Origin of the sequence: Comamonas sp. SY3 (genome assembly GCF_041730275.1) — a bacterium.
In the GTDB taxonomy this organism is placed as follows: Bacteria; Pseudomonadota; Gammaproteobacteria; order Burkholderiales; family Burkholderiaceae_C; genus Comamonas; species Comamonas sediminis.
Genome location: NZ_JBGTYN010000023.1, coordinates 1 through 18,248 on the forward strand (window position 1 = coordinate 1; position 18,248 = coordinate 18,248).

Below are 18,248 nucleotides of genomic sequence, written 5' to 3' on the forward strand. Positions count from 1 at the left end.
CCTCCGACCTTTGGGTTATGAGCCCAACGAGCTACCAGACTGCTCCATCGCGCACTAGCATTATAGCGCGGGTTTTCCTTAATACGAAGCGCTTTGTCATCATTTGGAAAACTATTTGTGCAATCTGGCCTGGGGAGGGGTGTGGCAACGGCGGCCAAGGCCTCGCGAGCATAGAAAAAGCCCACCGAAGTGGGCTTTCTCAATGTGAACCTGCAGAGGGCTTATTCAGCTGCGGCATCACCGGCTTCTTCAGCGCGGTCCACCAGTTCAACATAGGCCATAGGCGCGTTGTCGCCCACGCGGAAACCCATCTTCAGGATACGGGTGTAGCCGCCAGGACGGTTGGCCGAGCGAGGACCCAGCACATTGAACAGCTTGGTCACGCTGTCGCGGCTGCGCAGACGGTCGAATGCCAGACGGCGGTTGGCAACGGTGTCCACCTTGGCCAGCGTGATCATGGGCTCGATCACCTTGCGCAGTTCCTTGGCTTTAGGAACGGTGGTCTTGATGGCTTCGTGCTCGATGAGCGAATTCATCATGTTTTGCAGCATCGCCTTACGGTGAGACGAGGTGCGGTTCAGTTTGCGGAGGCCGTGTCCGTGACGCATGGTGCTTTTCCTTTTAGATTGGTTCAATCAAACAGCCGTATCAGGTACTGTTCGACGCACTACGATTGAGCTCCCCCACCATTGGGAGAGCTCTCCATTATAACTTAACGCTTTTCCAAACCGGCTGGTGGCCAGTTTTCAAGCTTCATACCCAGGGTCAGACCACGGGAAGCCAGAACTTCCTTGATCTCGTTGAGCGACTTGCGACCCAGATTCGGGGTCTTGAGCAACTCATTTTCGGTGCGCTGGATCAGGTCACCGATGTAGTAGATGTTTTCGGCCTTCAGGCAGTTGGCAGAACGCACGGTCAACTCCAGCTCGTCCACAGGACGCAGCAGGATCGGGTCGAACGTGGCGTTGTTGCGCGCCTGGCCGCCTGGCTGGTCGAACACATCCAATGCGCCGCCTTCGAGCTGCGCAAACACGGCGAGCTGTTCCACCAGGATCTTGGCCGACGAGCGCACTGCATCTTCTGCAGCGATGGCGCCGTTGGTTTCAATCTCGAGAACCAGCTTGTCCAGATCGGTACGCTGCTCCACACGGGCGGATTCGACCGTGTAGCTGACGCGCTTGATCGGCGAGAACGATGCGTCCAGCACAATGCGGCCGATCGACTTGGTCGACTCGTCACCGTAGCGGCGCACGTTACCGGGCACATAGCCACGGCCTTTTTCCACCTTGATCTGCATGTCCAGCTTGCCGCCTTGCGACAGGTTGGCGATGACATGATCAGGGTTGATGATTTCTACATCGTGAGGCGTCTGAATGTCAGCTGCCGTCACTACGCCTTCGCCATCCTTGCGCAGGCTCAGCGTCACTTCGTCACGGTTGTGGAGCTTGAACACCACGCCCTTGAGGTTCAGCAAGATGTTGACCACATCTTCCTGGACGCCGTCGATAGACGAGTACTCGTGCAGCACACCTGCAATGGTCACTTCCGTCGCTGCATAACCCACCATCGAGGACAGCAGAACACGACGCAGCGCATTGCCCAGCGTGTGCCCGTAACCGCGTTCAAACGGCTCCAGCTCTACCTTGGCGCGATTGTGGCCCAGCTGTTCTACGTTAATTGTCTTGGGTTTCAGCAAATTGGTCTGCATGCAAACTTCCTCTCAATACCCCCGGCTCGTTACACCGGTAAGGCTGGTGAAGCACCAGAACCGCGATGCCTCGCGGTTCTGGGACGGATACACTTTCGCAGTCGAAAACGACCGGGAAATTAACGAGAATACAATTCGACGATCAGCGATTCGTTGATGTCAGCACCGAATTCATCGCGGTCTGGGGACTTCTTGAAGACGCCTTCAGCCTTGTCAGCCGACACATCCACCCAAGCGGGGAAGCCCACTTGACCGGCCAGTTGCAGCGACTCGATGATACGGGCTTGCTTCTTCGACTTTTCGCGCACAGCAACCACGTCGCCTTCCTTCACGGAGTACGAAGGGATGTTGACGGATTGGCCGTTCACGGTGATGGCCTTGTGGGACACCAGCTGACGCGCTTCGGAGCGGGTCGAGCCAAAGCCCATGCGGTACACCACGTTGTCCAGACGGCTTTCCAGCAGGCTCAGCAGGTTCGCGCCGGTGTTGCCACGGCGACGATCGGCTTCAGCGAAGTAACGGCGGAATTGCTTCTCCAGCACACCGTAGGTGCGCTTGACCTTTTGCTTTTCACGCAGTTGCAGACCGTAGTCCGAGGTACGTGTGCCGGAAGTACGGCCGTGTTGACCTGGCTTGGTGTCCAGCTTGACCTTATCCGCGATCGAGCGACGTGCGCTCTTGAGGAACAGGTCTACGCCTTCGCGGCGGGAAAGTTTGCCCTTGGGGCCAATAAAACGTGCCACTTGAATATCCTTTTTTCAGCTACCGCAAAAATGCGGGAGCCGCCAGAGCACCATGCACTGGCGGCGGTGGGCTTATGGTGAGTTAGATGCGACGACGCTTTTGAGGGCGGCAGCCGTTGTGCGGGACAGGCGTCACGTCGGAGATCGACGTGATGCGGATGCCCAATGCACCCAGAGCACGCACCGAAGACTCGCGACCTGGGCCTGGGCCCTTGATCTCGACGTCCAGGTTCTTGATGCCCTGTTCCATGGCAGCACGGCCGGCCACTTCGGAAGCAACCTGGGCTGCGAAAGGCGTCGACTTGCGCGAGCCCTTGAAACCCTGGCCACCCGACGAAGCCCAAGACAGGGAATTGCCTTGGCGGTCGGTGATCGTGATGATGGTGTTGTTGAACGAAGCGTGAACGTGTGCAATGCCGTCAGAAATGTTCTTGCGAACTTTCTTACGTACACGTGCAGCTGCATTGTTCTGAGACTTAGCCATTGTGTACCTTCAATCTCTTTATTTCTTCAAAGCCGCTGCGCCTTTGCGCGGACCCTTGCGGGTACGGGCATTGGTGCGGGTACGCTGACCACGCATGGGCAGACCACGACGATGACGGAAACCGCGGTAGCAGCCGATGTCCATCAAACGCTTGATGTTCATCGTGGTTTCACGGCGCAGGTCACCTTCCAGGGTCAGGTGAGCGATGGCGTCGCGGATCTTTTCCAGATCAGCGTCCGAGAAATCCTTGACTTTCTTGGCGTAGTCGATACCAGCAGCTTCGCAGATCTTGCGAGCGGTGGTGCGACCGATGCCATAGATAGCGGTCAGGCCGATCTCCGCATGCTTGTGCGGAGGGATGTTAATACCAGCAATACGTGCCATTTGTGTCCTCTAATACTTTAGATTAACCTTGGCGCTGCTTATGGCGCTGGTCGGTGCAGATCACGCGTACGACACCCTTGCGACGGATGATCTTGCAGTTACGGCAAATCTTCTTTACCGAAGCTGAAACTCTCATTTCATTCTCCTAAAACTTCCATCCGCTCCAGTCTGTGACGGCATTTCAAATATTTAGCCCGAACAGACTGGAGGGCACACTTTCCTGTCGATCTCAGTTTTTGGCTGAGGCCTTGAAGTTCGCCTTCTTCAGAAGCGACTCATACTGCTGAGACATCATGTAATTCTGGACCTGGGACATGAAGTCCATGGTCACCACCACGATGATCAACAAGGAAGTGCCACCGAAATAGAACGGAACGTTGTACTTCAGGATCAAGAACTCTGGCAGCAGACACACGAAGGTGATGTAAACAGCACCCGCAAGCGTCAAACGCACCAAAATCTTATCAATATAACGTGCTGTCTGATCCCCTGGTCGAATCCCGGGAATAAAGGCACCACTCTTCTTCAGGTTATCGGCCGTCTCGCGGCTGTTGAAAACCAAGGCCGTATAGAAGAAGCAGAAAAAGATGATCGCTGCGGCATAGAACATCACATAGATCGGCTGACCGGGGGTCAACGTGCTAGCAATGTCCCTGAGCCAACGCATCGATTCGCCAGCGCTGAACCAGTTCACAACAGTGGCAGGCAGCAAGATGATCGACGAAGCGAAGATGGGAGGAATCACACCAGCCATGTTCAGCTTCAGTGGCAAGTGCGAAGACTGACCACCATACACCTTGTTTCCAACCTGACGGCGCGCATAGTTCACCAGGATCTTGCGCTGTCCACGCTCGACAAACACGACGAAGTACGTCACGGCTGCCACTACGAGAACAATGAAGATCGCGGCAATGATGCTCATCGCACCAGTACGCACCAATTCGAGCAATCCACCGATGGAGCTGGGGAGACCCGCAGCGATACCGGCGAAGATCAGGATCGAGATCCCGTTGCCCAAACCACGCTCGGTGATCTGTTCACCCAGCCACATCAGGAACATCGTACCGGCGGTCAGGCTGACCACAGCGGTAAGACGGAACCCGAAACCAGGGCTGAGGACCAAACCGGCAGTGCCTTCCAGTGCCACGGCAATGCCGAGCGACTGAAACAGCGCAAGCGCCAGGGCACCGTAACGGGTGTACTGGGTAATCTTGCGACGGCCGGCTTCGCCCTCTTTCTTCATCTGTTCGAATGTCGGGACGACGTAGGTCATCAATTGCATGATGATCGATGCCGAGATGTACGGCATGATCCCCAGTGCAAACACGGTGAAGCGCGAGAGCGCTCCGCCCGAGAACATGTTGAACAGGTTGAGGATGCCACCCTGTTGGCTATTGAACAGCTGCTGCAACTGGTTGGGATCGATACCAGGCACCGGAATGTGAGCTCCGATGCGGTAGACGATCAGCGCCAGCAACAGAAAAACCAAACGACGACGCAGATCGCCGTATTTACCGGTCTTTGCAATAGTTGCGGTGTTCGTAGCCACTGATGAATCTTTCAGAAAGGGTTAGGCGAGGCTACCGCCAGCAGCTTCGATCGCAGCCTTGGCACCAGCGGTGGCGCCAATGCCGTTCAGCTTGACAGCCTTGGACAGTGCACCGGTGTTGATCACCTTGACGACCTTGGCGCGTTGGCCAACCAGACCAGCTTGCTTGAGCACTGCCAGATCCACTTCCGCAGCACCCAGCAGCTCGAGAGCAGCCAGGGACACTTCGGCGTTGAACTTCAACGTGGTGGACTTGAAACCGCGCTTGGGCAGGCGACGCTGCAAAGGCATCTGACCGCCTTCGAAGCCTACCTTGTGGTAGCCACCCGAACGCGACTTCTGACCCTTGTGACCACGGCCGGCGGTCTTACCCAGACCCGAACCGATACCGCGACCTACGCGACGCTTGGCGTGCTTGGCACCTGCTGCAGGCTTGATGCTATTGAGTTCCATCATCAATCCTTTCAGAGAACCTTCACCAGGTAGGCGATCTTGTTAATCATACCGCGCACTTCGGGGGTGTCCTTCAGTTCGCTGATGCTGTTCAGCTTGCGCAGACCCAGACCACGCACAGTGGCGCGGTGGTCTTGCTTGGTACCAATCGGGCTACGCACCAGTTGGACCTTCACAGTTTGTTGCGTTGTCATAGTGACTCCGATCAGACGAACAGGTCTTCAACCGACTTGCCACGCTTTGCAGCCACTTCCGCAGGGGTCGTGGAATTGTTCAAAGCGTCGAAAGTGGCGCGAACCATGTTGTAGGGATTCGACGAACCATGGCTCTTGGCCACGATGTCGGTGATGCCCAGAACTTCGAAAACGGCGCGCATGGGGCCGCCGGCGATGATACCGGTACCCTTGGGAGCAGGAGCCAACATCACGTTGGCAGCGCCATGGTGACCCATCACGGTGTGATGCAGGGTGCCGTTCTTCAGCGACACCTTGATCATGTTGCGACGGGCTTCTTCCATAGCCTTCTGCACGGCAGCAGGCACTTCCTTGGACTTGCCCTTGCCCATGCCAACGCGGCCGTCACCGTCGCCAACCACGGTCAGTGCAGCGAAGCCGAGAATACGACCACCCTTCACAACCTTGGTGACGCGGTTGACCGCGATCATTTTTTCGCGCAAACCGTCGTCACGACCTTCGTCTTGCACTTTGGGGGAAAATTTAGCCATTTCTATCCACTCCGCTTAGAACTGCAGGCCGGCTTCGCGGGCTGCATCAGCCAGAGCCTTGACGCGGCCGTGGTAGGCAAAACCTGCACGGTCGAATGCAACCTTCTCAACGCCAGCTGCCTTCGCCTTTTCAGCGATGCGCTTGCCGATGAGAGTAGCTGCGGCGGTGTTGCCACCCTTGCCAGCTGCGCCCAGGTTGCTGCGCACTTCGGCTTCTGCCGTAGATGCGGTTGCAATCACCTTGGTGCCGTCGCCGGAAATGATCGTGGCATAGATATGGAGGTTCGTACGGTTCACCGTCAAACGCGCAACGCCTTGGTTGGCAATGCGGATACGGGTTTGCAGGGAACGACGAAGACGCTGCTGTTTCTTGTTCAACATGATGCAGCTCCTTATTTCTTCTTAGTCTCTTTGATCGTGACCTTCTCATCCGCATAACGGATGCCCTTGCCCTTGTAAGGCTCGGGAGGACGAACGGCACGAATCTCGGCTGCCAGCTGACCAACGCGTTGGCGGTCAGCACCCTTGATCACCACTTCCGTAGGGGTAGGGGTGGCCACGGTGATGCCAGCAGGCATTTCAAAGTTGACTGGGTGGGAATAACCAACGCTCAGGTTCAGCTTGCTGCCAGAAGCAGCGGCCTTGTAACCCACGCCGACGAGCGACAGCTTCTTCTCGAAGCCCTTGCTCACACCAACCACCATGTTGTTCACCAGCTGACGCATGGTGCCGCTCATGGCATTGGCTTCACGGGAGTCATTCACCGGCTCGAAAGCCAGCTTACCGTCGTTGTTGGAAACCTTGACCAGGGCGTTGGGGGTCAGCAGCAGCGTGCCGCCGGCGCCCTTGACGCTGATTTGGTCTTCCTTGATGGAGACATCCACACCTTGGGGGATGCTCACAGGCATTTTTGCTACACGGGACATGTCAGTATTTCTCCTTCAATGCCGCGTTAAGCCACATAGCAAAGCACTTCACCGCCGACACCGGCAGCGCGCGCTTTACGATCGGTCATCACACCCTTAGGCGTGGTCACGATTGCAACACCCAGACCGTTCTGGACTTGAGGAATTGCAGTGCAGCCCTTGTACACACGCAGGCCAGGACGGCTCACGCGCTCGATACGCTCGATCACTGGGCGACCAGCGTAGTACTTCAAGGTAATTGCGAGTTCAGACTTGCCATCTTCGGTCTTCACTTCGAAGCCATCGATGTAACCCTCGTCCTTCAAAACCTGTGCAATGGCAACCTTCACTTTGGAGGAAGGAACCAGCACGGTGGCTTTGGACACCATTTGTGCGTTACGGATACGGGTCAGCAAGTCAGCGATTGGATCACTCATGCTCATGTTTAATCTCCTGACTGCTTACCAGCTGGCCTTGGTCACGCCAGGGATGGCGCCGACGAATGCCAGTTCACGAATCTTGGCGCGGCCCAGACCGAATTGACGGAAAGTGCCACGGGGACGACCCGTGATTTCGCAACGTGCACGTTGACGAGTGGGGTTTGCATTGCGAGGCAGCTTTTGCAGGCCCAGACGGGCTGCATCACGCTCTTCGTCGGAACGCTTTGCGTCGCCGGCGATGGCCTTCAGTTCTGCATACTTGGCTGCGTACTTGGCAGCCAGCTTTTCACGCTTCAGTTCGCGTTGGATCAGTGCTTGTTTAGCCATGCATCACCTCAGTTCTTGAACGGGAAGCGGAAAGCCTGCAACAGTGCCTTGCACTCGTCGTCATTCTTCGCAGTCGTCGTAATGCTGATGTTGAGACCACGCAGTGCGTCGACTTTGTCGTACTCAATTTCAGGGAAGATGATTTGTTCTTTGACGCCGATGTTGTAGTTGCCACGGCCATCAAAGGCGCGGCCAGAAATACCACGGAAGTCACGCACGCGGGGCAGAGCCACGGTCACGAAACGGTCCAGGAATTCATACATCTGAACGCCACGCAGGGTCACCATGCAGCCGATAGCTTGGCCTTCGCGGATCTTGAAACCGGCGATAGCCTTCTTGGCCTTGGTCACCACAGGCTTCTGACCAGCAATCTTGGTCAGGTCAGCCACGGCGTTGTCCATCACCTTCTTGTCGGAAACGGCTTCGCTCACACCCATGTTCAGGGTGATCTTGGTCAGGCGAGGCACTTCCATCGAGGAGGTGTAGCCGAACTTCTTCATCAGTTCGGGAGCAATTTGCTCACGGTATTGTTTTTGCAGTCGTGCAACGTTTGCCATGTCTTACTCCTTAGGCTGCGATATCAGCGCCATTGGACTTGAACACGCGAACACGTGCGCCGTCGGCGTTCACCTTGATGCCCACGCGATCAGCCTTGCCGGTTGCCGCATTGAAGATAGCCACGTTGGATTGGTGGATAGGCATGGCCTTTTCCACGATACCGCCGTTGGTGCCCTTCATGGGGTTTGGCTTGACGTGCTTCTTCACCATGTTGATGCCTTCGATCACCAGGTGGGAGTCGTCCGCACGCAGCGTCACAACGCCACGCTTGCCCTTGTCACGGCCGGTCAGCACGATAACTTCGTCGCCCTTGCGAATCTTGTTCATAGTGCTATTCCTTTAGAGAACTTCGGGGGCCAGCGACACGATCTTCATGAACTTTTCGGTACGCAGTTCACGGGTCACGGGGCCAAAGATGCGGGTGCCGATAGGCTCCAGCTTGGCGTTGAGCAACACAGCGGCGTTGCCATCGAATTTGACGAGCGAACCGTCAGCACGGCGAATACCCTTTGCGGTACGCACCACCACAGCACTGTAAACCTCGCCTTTTTTGACGCGGCCACGTGGAGCAGCTTCTTTCACGCTCACCTTGATAATGTCACCAACGCTCGCATAGCGACGGTGCGAACCACCCAGCACTTTGATGCACTGGACAGACTTCGCGCCGGTATTGTCGGCAACCTCGAGTCGAGATTCTGTCTGGATCATTTCAATATTCCCAACTTGCACCAGCAGACCAGACAGCCCAATAAGAATTAATCTTCATGGACAGCCAAGCAGCCAGTCAGTCTTGGGCCCGTCGTCCACACCGCAACCATTTACGATGCTTCTCCTGGGCAGAAACCTCGCGCATTAAACGCGAAGCCCTCTATTCTGGCAGAGCTAGCACACTCCGTCAAGAGTGCGCAACCAAACCAGTGGTAAATTGGTATTTTTACGCCACTTTTTCGCCGGCGTACTGCTGCGCCAGCACCAGGAAGGCCGTCAGCGCCGTATCCGACCCCAATTCTTCCTGCAGGATGGCAGCCACGCGCGGTGCCAGCTTGGCCGCCAGGCGCGCATCCAGAAACAGCAACCGGCTGCGGCGGGCCAGCACGTCTTCCACCGTGCGCGCATATTCATAGCGTGCAGCAAAGCGCACCATCGCCTCGCTCAGGCCATTGGCCAGCCAGACATCGGCGCCTGGCAAGGCTGCAACGAATTCCGCCTCGCTGCCATAGGAATGCATGCCCTGGGCCATGTGCATGCTGTGCTGGGCGCGGCCCGACGCTGGCGTGCCGACCAGCGGCAGCTTGACCGTCACCCCACCGGGCTTGCGGGGCAAGCGCTGGGCATCAAAGCAGGCCTCCAGCACGTCTTCGGCCATCGCGCGGTACGTGGTCCACTTGCCGCCGGTCACCGTCACCATGCCGGACTTGCTGGTCAGCACCGTGTGCTCCCGGCTGATGCCCTTGGTGTTCTCGCCATCGTCATCCTGCGGCTTGACCAGCGGGCGCAGGCCGGCCCACATGCTGCGCACATCGGCCATGGTCGGCGCACGGCTGAGGTACTTGCCGGCTTCGCTGAGAATGAACTTCAGCTCTTCGTCAAACGGACGGGGTTCGCGCGCCAAGTCATGGCGCGGGGTGTCGGTCGTGCCCAGGATCACCTTGCCCAGCCACGGCACCGCGAACAGCACGCGCCCATCGGCGGTCTTGGGCACCAGCAGCGCGTGGTCGGACGGCAGGAAATCCCGGTCCACCACCAGATGCACCCCTTGGCTGGGCGCCACCATGGGCTTGACGGGCTTGCCCATCAGCTCCGCATCCTGCTGGCGCAGGTGGTCGACCCAGGGCCCGGTGGCATTGACCACGCAGCGGGCGCGCACGGTATAGCGCTGGCCGGACTCCGCATCCTTGCAAATGACGCCGGCGACGCGGCCGTCCTCCTGGATCAACTCCGTCACCGGACAGTAGTTGACCAGCAAGGCCCCCTTGGCCGCAGCGGTGCGGGCCAACGCAAGGGCCAGGCGGGCATCGTCGAACTGGCCATCCCAGTATTTGACCCCGCCCTTGAGGCCCTTGTCCTGCACGGTCGGCAACAGGCGGCGCGTGGCGCCTGCCGAGAGGAACTGGGTGGAGCCCAGGCCCGCCTTGCCTGCCAGCGCGTCATACATCTTGAGGCCGACGCCATAGAACGGCGTATCCAGCAGCTTGTACGAGGGCATCACAAAGGCCAGCGGCTGGGCGATATGCGGCGCATTGTTCAGCAAGGTGGTGCGCTCGTGCAGCGCCTCACGCACCAGCGCGATATTGCCCTGGGCCAGGTAACGCACGCCGCCATGCACCAGCTTGGTAGCCCGCGACGAGGTGCCCTTGGCGAAGTCCATCGCCTCGAGCAGCGCCACCTTGAAGCCGCGCGCAGCGGCATCCAGCGCCACCCCCAGGCCGGTGGCCCCTCCTCCGACCACCACCAGGTCAAACACCGGCGTGGCGCCCAGACGGGCCAGCAGATCGGTACGGTGAACGGACAGCGGTGCAGCAGCAGTGGACATGCGATATAGAAATGTAGGTCTGAGAGTTGCCCCGCTCCTGAACCGGCCAGGCCTGAGGCAAGGTGCCAAAGCCTGGAAGCGAGATTCGCTTTTGCGCTTTTGTCTCTCAATTTTATTCGTTTTTGATCTTTTTTGTTCGTTATCGCCAAATTTGCTGGCGCGGAACGCCCGGATATCAGCGCTGCAGCATGCCAGCGTGTCGTGCCAGCTTGATGACAAAACCTCGCGCCAGCCATGGGCTGCTGCGGTAGCTCCACACGGTGCAGGCGGCCGCCCTGCTGCGGAACTGTTGCGTTTTGCACTATATTGGCGGGAGTTTTCGTTTTCATTCGTTTCGGATCCCGCCATGACGGAGCTCAACAACAGCAACCCCCGCCAACTGCTGCTCTTGCAGGAAGTGCAACGCCGCAGCGCGGCCACCGTCGAGGAGCTGGCCGCTTTCCTGGGGGTGACCTTGCAGACCGTGCGCCGCGATGTGCAGCGGCTGTCCGAGGCAGGGGTGCTCACCCGTTTTCATGGCGGCGTGCGCGTCCCCAACTCCACCACCGAGAACCTGGCCCACCAGCAGCGCGAAGCCCTCAACGCCGATGGCAAGACCCGCATTGCGCAGGCCGTCGCTGCCCAGGTGCCGCACAACTGTTCGCTGATCCTGAACATCGGCACCACCACCGAGGCCATTGCCCGCGCGCTGATGCAGCACCGGGGTCTGCGCATCATCACCAACAACCTCAATGTGGCAGCCACGCTCAGCAGCAACCCCGATTGCGAAGTCATCGTCGCCGGCGGCGTGGTGCGCGGCCGGGACCGGGGCATCATTGGCGAGGCGGCGGTGGACTTCATCCGCCAGTTCCGCGTGGACATCGCATTGATCGGCATATCCGGCATTGAATCCGATGGCAGCCTGCGCGACTATGACTTCCGCGAAGTGAAAGTGGCCCAGACCATCATGGACCAGGCACGCGAAGTCTGGATGGCCGCCGACCACAGCAAGTTTGGCCGCCCGGCGATGGTGGAAGTCGGCCCGCTGTCGCGCATCGACCGGCTGTTTACCGATGCGCCGCCGCCCGATCCCTTCCCCCGGCTGCTGCAGGAAGCCCATGTGCGCTGCACCGTCGCCTGACGGCCAGGCACCTTCCGAAGCATTTTATTGAACTGACTGATCTACCGGCTCAGACCGGCTTTGAGACATGACCTATCTGCTCGCTCTGGACCAGGGCACCTCCAGCTCCCGCACCATTGTGTTTGATCGCCACGGCGCCATCGTGGCCCAGGCGCAGCGCGAGCTGCCGCAAATCTACCCGCGCCCCGGCCATGTGGAGCACGACCCGATGCAGATCTGGGGCACACAGCTGGCGACGGCGCAGGAAGCGCTGAAAACCGCAGGCATCAGCGCCAGCCAGGTGACCAGCCTGGGCATCACCAACCAGCGCGAGACCACCATCGTCTGGAACCGCAAGACCGGCCAGCCCATCCACAACGCCCTGGTCTGGCAGGACCGCCGTGCCGAGCCCGTCTGTGCCCAGCTGCGCGCCGATGGCCATGCCGAGCGCATCCAGCAAAAGACCGGCCTGCTGGTCGATGCCTATTTCTCGGGCACCAAGCTGCAGTGGCTGCTGGACCATGTACCGGGCGCCCGCGCCGCTGCCGAGCGTGGCGAGCTGGCTTTCGGCACGGTCGACACCTGGCTGGTCTGGCAGCTGACGCAGGGCCAGCGCCACGTCACCGACGTGAGCAATGCCAGCCGGACCATGCTCTTCAATGTGCACAGCAACACCTGGGACCAGGATCTGCTCGATCTGCTGAACATCCCGCGCTCGCTGATGCCCGAGGTGCAGCCCTCCGCCAGCCATTTTGGCGATACCGCCGCCCAGGTGCTGGGCGCGGCGATACACATCGGCGGCATGGCCGGCGACCAGCAAAGCGCGCTGTTCGGCCAGGCCTGCTTTGCGCCGGGCATGGCCAAGAACACCTATGGCACCGGCTGCTTCATGCTGATGCATACCGGCACCCAGTTCCACCCCTCGCGCAATGGCCTGCTGAGCACCAGCGCCGCGCAGACGGACCGCCAGCCCCAGTTCGCGCTCGAAGGCAGTGTCTTTGTCGGCGGCGCGGTCGTGCAATGGCTGCGCGATGGCCTGCGCGCGATCGAGCACAGCGGTCAGGTGCAACAGCTGGCCGAGAGCGTGCCTGACAGCGGCGGCGTGATGATGGTGCCCGCCTTTACCGGCCTGGGCGCCCCCTACTGGGATGCCGATGCCCGCGGCACCATCACCGGCCTGACCCGGGGCACCACGGTGGCCCATATTGCGCGGGCTGCGCTGGAATCCATTGCCTACCAAAGCGCGGCACTGCTGCAGGCGATGAGCCTGGATGCCGTCGCCAACGGCGGCCAGCCGGTGAGCGAGTTGCGGGTCGATGGTGGCGCCAGCGTCAACAACCTGCTGATGCAGTTCCAGGCCGATTTGCTGGGCATTCCGGTGGTACGCCCCGCCTGTGTGGAGACGACGGCCCTCGGCGCCGCCTACCTGGCAGGCCTGACCACCGGCATCTACCAGAACAGCGAAGAGCTGTCGGCGCTGTGGAAGGCCGAACGCCGCTTCATGCCCACGCAGGACAAGGCGCGCGCCGATGCGCTGATGGCACGCTGGGAGCAGGCAGTGCGCCAGACCACGGCACGATAAAGCCGCCGCGCTTCAAAACGACAACAGGGGCCGCAGCCCCTGTTTCTGTCTATGCCTTCAAGGCGTTGGCTCAGTCCTCATCGCCACGCAGCAAGGCGCGGTGGATCAGTGCACCAATCACGGCACCCACGATCGGGGCCAGCCAGAACAGCCACAGCTGCTCCAGTGCAATCGACGGGCCAAACAGCGCCGGGCCCGTGCTGCGCGCGGGGTTGACCGAGGTATTGGTGACCGGAATCGAGATCAGGTGGATCAAGGTCAGGCACAGGCCAATGCTCATGCCGGCAAAGCCCACGGCAGCCTTCTTCGTGGTCGAGCCGAGAATCACCAGCAGAAACACGGCCGTCAGCACCACTTCGGTCAGCAGCGCTGCCAGCATCGAGAACTTGCCTGGCGAGTGCTCACCAAAGCCATTGGTCGCCAGATCGGTCACCTGGGCACCCGCCTTGCCGCTGGCAATCAGGTACAGCAGGCCAGCGGCCACGATGGCGCCCAGCACCTGGGCAATGATGTAGCCCGGCAGATCTGATGCCTTGAAGCGCCCGGCCACCGTCAGGCCCACCGAGACTGCCGGGTTGAAATGGCCACCCGAAATCGGACCAAAGGCATAGGCACCCGTCAGCACCGTCAGACCAAAGGCCAGCGACACGCCCAGCAGGCCAATACCCACCTCGGGAAAGGCAGCGGCCAGCACGGCGCTGCCGCAACCACCAAACGTCAGCCAGAACGTACCCAGGCACTCCGCCGACCATTTCTGCAGGTTGGATGTCATTGTGTTTACCCCTTCATCAGTCAGACCCGCGGCATGCAACGCACACACATACAGGTCTCAGTAGCCGAGATGATAAGGAGCGAGTCGCGTTTGAAAATGTCAACAATTGCCGGTGCAACAGGCGCGCTACACTTGCAAAAAATGCTATGAAAATCAATATCCAAATACATTATTCGTTCGGTCTATTCAAGGCCCTGTCACTCTCCGCTCTGGTGCTGTTGGTAGCGGGCTGCAAGACCTCTCCGGAACCCGCCCAGGCACCGCTCTCCCCCTCGATCCCGTCCACCGGCGCCGCCGCCTGCCACACCCCGGACCGCCCGGCCCTGCAACTGCTGGGCGAGCAGCGCTGGCCGCTGGATACGCTTTGGGCCGGCACACAGGTCGGAGGCCTTTCGTCGATTGACTACCGTCCGGCCGATGACAGCTACTATCTGGTGAGCGACGACCGCTCGGCCAAGGACAGCGCCCGTTGGTACCGGGCCCGCATCCGCTATGACGCCAGTGGCCTGCAGCAGGTCAGCATCGTCGAGCAGCAGTACCTGCGCACGCCGGCGGGCGCGCCCTACCCCAGCAGCCGCACTGCCACGGCCGATACGCCGGTGCCTGACCCCGAGGCACTGCGGCTGCTGCCCGGCGGGCGCAGTGTGGTCTGGAGCAGCGAAGGCGACTTTGCGCGGGGCTTTGGCCCCTCCTTGCAGCAAGCAGGGCTGGATGGCAGCTGGCAGCACACCTGGCCCCTACCCGCGCAGCTGCAAGGCCCGCTCCAGCCAGAGACGGGCCGGGGCCCGCGCAACAACATGACCTTGGAAGGCATCGCGATCAGCGAGGACCAGCGCAGCCTGTGGCTATCGATGGAGGGTGCGTTGCGCCAGGACGGCCCGCTACCGCGCCGTGGCCAGATCGGCGGGCCGCTGCGCATCACCCAGTACGACCTCGCCAGCCAGCAGCCGATTCGGCAGATTGCCTACATCCCCGACGCGCTGCCCAAGGACAACCTGCTGCTGCCGCTCATTGCCATCAATGGCGTCAGCGAGATCCTGGCCGATGGGCCCGACCATTTGCTGGTGCTGGAGCGCGCCTATGTGCTGGGAGCCGGTTTTTCCGCGCGCCTCTACCGCATCAACACCCAGGAGGCCAGCGACACCTTGGCGATCGATGCGCTACACAACGCCGCATACACTCCCGCCCACAAAGAACTGCTGCTGGATTTTGCGCAGCTGGGGCTGCGAACGGTGGACAACCTCGAAGGCATGACCTGGGGGCCGCGCCTGGCCAGTGGCGAGCGGGTGCTGCTGCTGGTCAGCGACAACAACTTCAACCCGGCCCAGGTCACGCAGTTCCTGGCGCTGGTCGAAACACCGGCCTGCGCGGCCCCTGCGGGCAGCGCAGGCCAATCGCATCGCAATTGAAATTGATAGCAAAACCTGTGCGCCCCGCATGGCTTGCCATGCAACCGGTTTGAGCTTTGGGCAGGCCCCCGCTATAGTGGCAGCCACGCCAGCCGCGCTGGCTCTGCCCACCCTTTCTTTGCTTGCACCTGCCGCCATGTCCACTACCGATCTGTCCCAATTCCCCGCCATCGCCTTCATCGGCGGGGGCAACATGGCCAGCGCCATCATCGGCGGCCTGATTCGCCAGGGCCTGCCCAAAGACCGCATCCAGGTGGTCGAACCCTACGAACCCCAGCGCCAGACCCTGCAGCAGCAGTTTGGCATCACCGCGCTGCCGGCCGCCGACAGCAGCCTGGCGCAGGCCCAGGTGGTCGTCTGGGCCGTGAAGCCGCAAACCTTCGCCCAGGCAGCGGCCGCCGTCGCCGACCACAGCCGCCATGCGCTGCACCTGAGCGTGGCCGCCGGCATCCGCAGCGACAGCATTGCCCAGTGGCTGGGCAATGACCAGATCGTGCGCGCCATGCCCAACACCCCGGCCCTGGTCGGCCAGGGCATGACGGGCTTGTTTGCCCGTCCACAGGTCAGCGCCGCCCAGCAGCAGCTGGCCGAGCAGATCATCACCACCACGGGCCAGCTGGTCTGGGTGCAGCAAGAGTCGCAGCTCGATGCAGTCACGGCCCTGTCGGGTTCGGGCCCCGCCTACGTCTTCTATTTCCTCGAAGCCATGCAGCAAGCCGGTGTCGAGATGGGGCTGCCCGCCGAGCAGGCACTGCAGTTGGCGATTGGCACCTTCAGCGGCGCCTCCGCGCTGGCGGCGCAGTCGGGCGAAGCGCCAGCGGTGCTGCGTGAGCGCGTCACCAGCAAGGGCGGCACCACCTTTGCCGCGCTGGAGCATATGCGCGGCGCCGATATCGCCGCCCACTTCATCGGCGCGATGCACGCTGCCGAGCGCCGCGCCAAGGCCCTTGGCGACGAGTTCGGCGGCTAAGAGCCAGCGCCTTTGCGGCCGCCCGGGCAGGGGCGGTCTGCGTTGTTGCAGCGCTTGCCAATAGCTGGCTATTGGCTGCGCACTGCGCGGCTGGGCGCCCCCCCTAGCAACCCATCCGCAAAGACACTGTCGCGGTCCGAGGAGAACAGATTTTCAAACTCCTGGAGCGGCAGTCTCAAGCTAAATACGAGTGCGCCCCACCTGCGGCTGCAACTTTGCACAAATGCAATCACGCATTGCGTATATTTCACACAAAAGTCAAACGCAAAGCGTATAATTCGGCCGCATTCATTCCTCTGCATCGGAGCACGGCCCATGGACAGCCAACAGGATTTTCTTCGCGACGCAATGCGCCGTTTGAACTTGACGCGCGACGCCTTTGCCGAGCGCCTGGGCGTGCGCCGCCGCACCCTGGATACCTGGTTGCTGCCGGAGGCTTCTGGCGAAGCGCGCGCCATGCCCGATATGGCGCAGAAGTTCGTCTCCGAGATTCTGTACCGTGAAGCCGCAGGTCATGATGCCCAGAAACACCACCGTCCGCTGGCCGAGCGCATGTCTGCCGATGGCCGTCCGCAACTGCTGTCGGTGGCCCAGCTGGAGCGCGAAAGCCTTGAAGAGCTGTTCCGCATCGCCGATGTGATGCAACCCATTGCCCGCCGCCACAAGGTCTGCCGCGTGCTCGAAGGCGCCGTCATGGGCAGCCTGTTCTTTGAAGCCAGCACCCGCACCCGCGTGAGCTTTGGCGCCGCCTTCAGCCGCCTGGGCGGCTCGGTTTGCGATACCACCGGCTTTACCTTCTCGTCGATGGCCAAGGGCGAATCGATCTATGACACCAGCCGCGTGATGGCCGGCTATGTCGATGCGCTGGTCATCCGCCACCCCGAACAAGGCTCGGTGGCCGAATTTGCGCGTGCGACGAATATCCCCGTCATCAATGCGGGCGACGGCCCCGGTGAGCACCCCAGCCAGGCGATCCTGGACATGTACACGATCCAGCGCGAGTTCTCCCGCTTGGGCAAGCTGATGGACGGCGCGCATATCGCCATGGTCGGCGACCTCAAATATGGCCGCACGGTGCACTCGCTGATCCGCCTGCTGTCGCTCTACAAGGGCATGAAGTTCACCCTGATCTCGCCCAGCTCGCTGGAGATGCCTGCCTACCTGATCGAGCTGGCCTCGACCAACGGCCATGTGGTGGAGGTTTCCACCTCGCTGCAGGACCTCAAGGGCGCCGACGTGGTCTATGCCACGCGCATCCAGAAAGAGCGCTTTGCCGGTGAGAACATCGAGGGCTACACGCCGGAGTTCCAGGTGCAGAAATCGCTGGTCGATGCCGTCTGCAAACCCGACACCATCATCATGCACCCGCTGCCGCGCGATGCCCGGGCCGGCGCCAATGATCTGTCGACCGATCTGAACCTCGATCCACGCCTGGCCATCTTCCGCCAGACCGACAATGGCATCCCTGTGCGCATGGCTTTGTTTGCCGTTTTGATGGGTGTGGAGAACCAGATTGCCCGCAATTTGCGCGATGTCACCTGGCGCTCTCCGGCTTTTGTAGGCCCGGATGATGCAGTGTTTGACACTTTGGATTAAACTCTACCTTAC

Annotated in this window: 24 protein-coding genes; 5 read left to right on the top strand and 19 right to left on the bottom strand. The window is 60.6% G+C overall.

The genetic code is table 11. The annotated features are described in order from the left end of the window. Positions 1 to 221: 221 nt before the first annotated feature. The 18 genes from rplQ to ACCQ08_RS21380 all read right to left on the bottom strand — a co-directional run bounded on the left by rplQ (position 222) and on the right by ACCQ08_RS21380 (position 10,808). Positions 222 to 608, bottom strand: coding sequence for a 50S ribosomal protein L17 (gene rplQ, locus ACCQ08_RS21295; RefSeq protein ID WP_021028321.1), 387 nt, complete (start codon positions 606 to 608; stop codon positions 222 to 224). A gap of 104 nt (positions 609 to 712) precedes the next feature. After that, positions 713 to 1,708, bottom strand: a complete 996-nt coding sequence (locus tag ACCQ08_RS21300) for a DNA-directed RNA polymerase subunit alpha (RefSeq protein WP_021028320.1) — start codon at positions 1,706 to 1,708, stop codon at positions 713 to 715. A gap of 119 nt (positions 1,709 to 1,827) precedes the next feature. Continuing rightward, positions 1,828 to 2,451, bottom strand: a complete 624-nt coding sequence (gene rpsD, locus ACCQ08_RS21305; protein ID WP_133855831.1) for a 30S ribosomal protein S4 — start codon at positions 2,449 to 2,451, stop codon at positions 1,828 to 1,830. Between the two features lie 82 nt (positions 2,452 to 2,533). Next, the gene (gene rpsK / locus ACCQ08_RS21310; RefSeq protein ID WP_021028318.1) at positions 2,534 to 2,935 is read right to left on the bottom strand and encodes a 30S ribosomal protein S11; all 402 of its coding nucleotides are present in this window, start codon (positions 2,933 to 2,935) and stop codon (positions 2,534 to 2,536) included. A gap of 18 nt (positions 2,936 to 2,953) precedes the next feature. After that, positions 2,954 to 3,319 (bottom strand): 30S ribosomal protein S13, encoded by a 366-nt coding sequence (rpsM, locus tag ACCQ08_RS21315; RefSeq protein WP_239810520.1) that lies wholly within the window; start codon positions 3,317 to 3,319, stop codon positions 2,954 to 2,956. A 22-nt stretch (positions 3,320 to 3,341) separates the two neighbouring features. After that, positions 3,342 to 3,455 carry a 50S ribosomal protein L36 gene (gene rpmJ, locus ACCQ08_RS21320; protein ID WP_003050535.1) on the bottom strand — a complete coding sequence of 38 codons (114 nt, stop codon included), beginning with the start codon at positions 3,453 to 3,455 and terminating at the stop codon, positions 3,342 to 3,344. 93 nt (positions 3,456 to 3,548) lie between these two features. Beyond that, positions 3,549 to 4,868, bottom strand: coding sequence for a preprotein translocase subunit SecY (gene secY, locus ACCQ08_RS21325; protein WP_239810519.1), 1,320 nt, complete (start codon positions 4,866 to 4,868; stop codon positions 3,549 to 3,551). A gap of 21 nt (positions 4,869 to 4,889) precedes the next feature. Then, positions 4,890 to 5,321, bottom strand: a complete 432-nt coding sequence (gene rplO, locus ACCQ08_RS21330) for a 50S ribosomal protein L15 (RefSeq protein ID WP_239810518.1) — start codon at positions 5,319 to 5,321, stop codon at positions 4,890 to 4,892. An 11-nt stretch (positions 5,322 to 5,332) separates the two neighbouring features. Then, positions 5,333 to 5,515 (bottom strand): 50S ribosomal protein L30, encoded by a 183-nt coding sequence (gene rpmD, locus ACCQ08_RS21335; RefSeq protein ID WP_066475638.1) that lies wholly within the window; start codon positions 5,513 to 5,515, stop codon positions 5,333 to 5,335. An 11-nt stretch (positions 5,516 to 5,526) separates the two neighbouring features. Then, entirely contained in the window at positions 5,527 to 6,045 is a 519-nt protein-coding gene (rpsE, locus tag ACCQ08_RS21340) for a 30S ribosomal protein S5 (protein WP_239810517.1), read from the bottom strand. A gap of 15 nt (positions 6,046 to 6,060) precedes the next feature. Next, on the bottom strand, positions 6,061 to 6,426 hold the full coding sequence (gene rplR, locus ACCQ08_RS21345) for a 50S ribosomal protein L18 (RefSeq protein ID WP_021028312.1): 366 nt from the start codon (positions 6,424 to 6,426) through the stop codon (positions 6,061 to 6,063). 11 nt (positions 6,427 to 6,437) lie between these two features. Next, positions 6,438 to 6,971 (bottom strand): 50S ribosomal protein L6, encoded by a 534-nt coding sequence (gene rplF / locus ACCQ08_RS21350; protein ID WP_027011216.1) that lies wholly within the window; start codon positions 6,969 to 6,971, stop codon positions 6,438 to 6,440. Positions 6,972 to 6,997: 26 nt separating this feature from the next. After that, positions 6,998 to 7,393, bottom strand: a complete 396-nt coding sequence (gene rpsH, locus ACCQ08_RS21355; protein WP_021028310.1) for a 30S ribosomal protein S8 — start codon at positions 7,391 to 7,393, stop codon at positions 6,998 to 7,000. Positions 7,394 to 7,411: 18 nt separating this feature from the next. Then, positions 7,412 to 7,717, bottom strand: a complete 306-nt coding sequence (gene rpsN / locus ACCQ08_RS21360; protein WP_021028309.1) for a 30S ribosomal protein S14 — start codon at positions 7,715 to 7,717, stop codon at positions 7,412 to 7,414. Positions 7,718 to 7,725: 8 nt separating this feature from the next. Next, positions 7,726 to 8,274 carry a 50S ribosomal protein L5 gene (gene rplE, locus ACCQ08_RS21365; RefSeq protein WP_133855838.1) on the bottom strand — a complete coding sequence of 183 codons (549 nt, stop codon included), beginning with the start codon at positions 8,272 to 8,274 and terminating at the stop codon, positions 7,726 to 7,728. 10 nt (positions 8,275 to 8,284) lie between these two features. Next, positions 8,285 to 8,602 (bottom strand): 50S ribosomal protein L24, encoded by a 318-nt coding sequence (rplX, locus tag ACCQ08_RS21370; RefSeq protein ID WP_133855839.1) that lies wholly within the window; start codon positions 8,600 to 8,602, stop codon positions 8,285 to 8,287. Positions 8,603 to 8,614: 12 nt separating this feature from the next. Then, a complete protein-coding gene (rplN, locus tag ACCQ08_RS21375) occupies positions 8,615 to 8,983 on the bottom strand; it encodes a 50S ribosomal protein L14 (RefSeq protein WP_027016133.1) in 369 nt (122 codons plus the stop codon). 226 nt (positions 8,984 to 9,209) lie between these two features. After that, positions 9,210 to 10,808: a glycerol-3-phosphate dehydrogenase/oxidase gene (locus tag ACCQ08_RS21380; RefSeq protein ID WP_239810516.1), complete on the bottom strand. Its 1,599-nt coding sequence runs from the start codon at positions 10,806 to 10,808 to the stop codon at positions 9,210 to 9,212. A 346-nt stretch (positions 10,809 to 11,154) separates the two neighbouring features. Here ACCQ08_RS21380 and ACCQ08_RS21385 point away from each other — a divergent pair, with 346 nt between their 5' ends. Both ACCQ08_RS21385 and glpK read left to right on the top strand, forming a co-directional pair. Further along, on the top strand, positions 11,155 to 11,928 hold the full coding sequence (locus tag ACCQ08_RS21385; RefSeq protein ID WP_239810515.1) for a DeoR/GlpR family DNA-binding transcription regulator: 774 nt from the start codon (positions 11,155 to 11,157) through the stop codon (positions 11,926 to 11,928). Positions 11,929 to 11,995: 67 nt separating this feature from the next. After that, positions 11,996 to 13,489, top strand: a complete 1,494-nt coding sequence (glpK, locus tag ACCQ08_RS21390) for a glycerol kinase GlpK (protein ID WP_239810514.1) — start codon at positions 11,996 to 11,998, stop codon at positions 13,487 to 13,489. A 70-nt stretch (positions 13,490 to 13,559) separates the two neighbouring features. On the opposite strand, the gene aqpZ is transcribed toward glpK, so the two are convergent. Continuing rightward, on the bottom strand, positions 13,560 to 14,261 hold the full coding sequence (gene aqpZ / locus ACCQ08_RS21395) for an aquaporin Z (RefSeq protein WP_239810513.1): 702 nt from the start codon (positions 14,259 to 14,261) through the stop codon (positions 13,560 to 13,562). Positions 14,262 to 14,407: 146 nt separating this feature from the next. Between aqpZ and ACCQ08_RS21400 the strand changes: the two genes are divergently transcribed. The 3 genes from ACCQ08_RS21400 to ACCQ08_RS21410 all read left to right on the top strand — a co-directional run bounded on the left by ACCQ08_RS21400 (position 14,408) and on the right by ACCQ08_RS21410 (position 18,236). Continuing rightward, positions 14,408 to 15,670, top strand: coding sequence for an esterase-like activity of phytase family protein (locus tag ACCQ08_RS21400; protein ID WP_373450925.1), 1,263 nt, complete (start codon positions 14,408 to 14,410; stop codon positions 15,668 to 15,670). Between the two features lie 136 nt (positions 15,671 to 15,806). Then, entirely contained in the window at positions 15,807 to 16,640 is an 834-nt protein-coding gene (gene proC / locus ACCQ08_RS21405; RefSeq protein ID WP_312416895.1) for a pyrroline-5-carboxylate reductase, read from the top strand. 315 nt (positions 16,641 to 16,955) lie between these two features. Beyond that, entirely contained in the window at positions 16,956 to 18,236 is a 1,281-nt protein-coding gene (locus ACCQ08_RS21410; protein ID WP_133855846.1) for an aspartate carbamoyltransferase, read from the top strand. Positions 18,237 to 18,248 lie beyond the last annotated feature (12 nt).

Coding starts and splice junctions, on each gene's coding strand:
- glpK (WP_239810514.1), top strand. CDS start 11,996: ATGACCTATCTGCTCGCTCTGGACCAGGGCACCTCCAGCTCCCGCACC.
- proC (WP_312416895.1), top strand. CDS start 15,807: ATGTCCACTACCGATCTGTCCCAATTCCCCGCCATCGCCTTCATCGGC.
- rplF (WP_027011216.1), bottom strand. CDS start 6,971: ATGTCCCGTGTAGCAAAAATGCCTGTGAGCATCCCCCAAGGTGTGGAT.
- ACCQ08_RS21410 (WP_133855846.1), top strand. CDS start 16,956: ATGGACAGCCAACAGGATTTTCTTCGCGACGCAATGCGCCGTTTGAAC.
- rpmD (WP_066475638.1), bottom strand. CDS start 5,515: ATGACAACGCAACAAACTGTGAAGGTCCAACTGGTGCGTAGCCCGATT.
- rplE (WP_133855838.1), bottom strand. CDS start 8,274: ATGGCAAACGTTGCACGACTGCAAAAACAATACCGTGAGCAAATTGCT.
- ACCQ08_RS21300 (WP_021028320.1), bottom strand. CDS start 1,708: ATGCAGACCAATTTGCTGAAACCCAAGACAATTAACGTAGAACAGCTG.
- ACCQ08_RS21380 (WP_239810516.1), bottom strand. CDS start 10,808: ATGTCCACTGCTGCTGCACCGCTGTCCGTTCACCGTACCGATCTGCTG.
- rplO (WP_239810518.1), bottom strand. CDS start 5,321: ATGGAACTCAATAGCATCAAGCCTGCAGCAGGTGCCAAGCACGCCAAG.
- ACCQ08_RS21385 (WP_239810515.1), top strand. CDS start 11,155: ATGACGGAGCTCAACAACAGCAACCCCCGCCAACTGCTGCTCTTGCAG.
- rpsM (WP_239810520.1), bottom strand. CDS start 3,319: ATGGCACGTATTGCTGGTATTAACATCCCTCCGCACAAGCATGCGGAG.
- aqpZ (WP_239810513.1), bottom strand. CDS start 14,261: ATGACATCCAACCTGCAGAAATGGTCGGCGGAGTGCCTGGGTACGTTC.
- rplR (WP_021028312.1), bottom strand. CDS start 6,426: ATGTTGAACAAGAAACAGCAGCGTCTTCGTCGTTCCCTGCAAACCCGT.
- rpsH (WP_021028310.1), bottom strand. CDS start 7,393: ATGAGCATGAGTGATCCAATCGCTGACTTGCTGACCCGTATCCGTAAC.
- rpsK (WP_021028318.1), bottom strand. CDS start 2,935: ATGGCTAAGTCTCAGAACAATGCAGCTGCACGTGTACGTAAGAAAGTT.
- rplN (WP_027016133.1), bottom strand. CDS start 8,983: ATGATCCAGACAGAATCTCGACTCGAGGTTGCCGACAATACCGGCGCG.
- rpsE (WP_239810517.1), bottom strand. CDS start 6,045: ATGGCTAAATTTTCCCCCAAAGTGCAAGACGAAGGTCGTGACGACGGT.
- rpsN (WP_021028309.1), bottom strand. CDS start 7,717: ATGGCTAAACAAGCACTGATCCAACGCGAACTGAAGCGTGAAAAGCTG.
- ACCQ08_RS21400 (WP_373450925.1), top strand. CDS start 14,408: ATGAAAATCAATATCCAAATACATTATTCGTTCGGTCTATTCAAGGCC.
- rplX (WP_133855839.1), bottom strand. CDS start 8,602: ATGAACAAGATTCGCAAGGGCGACGAAGTTATCGTGCTGACCGGCCGT.
- rpmJ (WP_003050535.1), bottom strand. CDS start 3,455: ATGAGAGTTTCAGCTTCGGTAAAGAAGATTTGCCGTAACTGCAAGATC.
- rplQ (WP_021028321.1), bottom strand. CDS start 608: ATGCGTCACGGACACGGCCTCCGCAAACTGAACCGCACCTCGTCTCAC.